Raw genomic sequence first — 703 nt, forward strand, 5'->3', positions numbered from 1 at the left:
CTTGGATGTCACTTAGGTCGACACTTTGGCGAGTAAGTAGACGTAGCATAAGCGCTAGCTGTACTTACACACTTATCATTGTTTGGTTTTGAGAGATCTGTAAAGACTCTCAGATGGTTTAATACCATTTACAATTTAATAGATTTCGATGGCTATCTAGGCGCATGAGATGAACGACGTCGCCGCGTAATGGTAATTACACAAGACAAGTGAAACGAATGCAACGACGATAGACGCGAACTATATGAATTGTTTGTTCTTTGAAAACTGCATAGAAGATAATTATTATATATTTGTAAGGTCATCTCTTAGAATTTCTAAGTAGGTTGACCCGAGCACATAGGAAATAATTCTCTGACTTAATGGTGACGTACATGAAAATGTACGGCTACAAAAAACGACAATGTATCTAATGCATGTCAATAAAATCTAAAAATAGATTTTCGTCAGAATTTGATGGATAACGAGGCGTGCCAGTGAGGGAATGTCGCCGCGTACTTATGTACGCAAGACAAACCGAACGCAGCACAACGAAGTTAGCCGCAAATTATGGCGTAAAATAAGTAAAGATTTTAAGGGCGTACGGTGGATGCCTTGGCGATATCAGCCGAAGAAGGACGCGGTAAGCTGCGATAAGCTACGGAGAGGTGCAAGCAACCTGTGACCCGTAGATTTCCGAATGGGGGAACCCGGCAGTGGTTAT

Annotated in this window: 1 rRNA gene; it reads left to right on the forward strand. The window is 41.5% G+C overall.

The features are described from left to right. Positions 1–562: 562 nt before the first annotated feature. Positions 563–703: ribosomal RNA gene (locus HMPREF0873_RS09760) — 23S ribosomal RNA — on the forward strand; the annotation flags it as partial.

Source organism: Veillonella sp. 3_1_44, from assembly GCF_000163715.1.
Lineage (GTDB): Bacteria > Bacillota > Negativicutes > Veillonellales > Veillonellaceae > Veillonella > Veillonella parvula_A.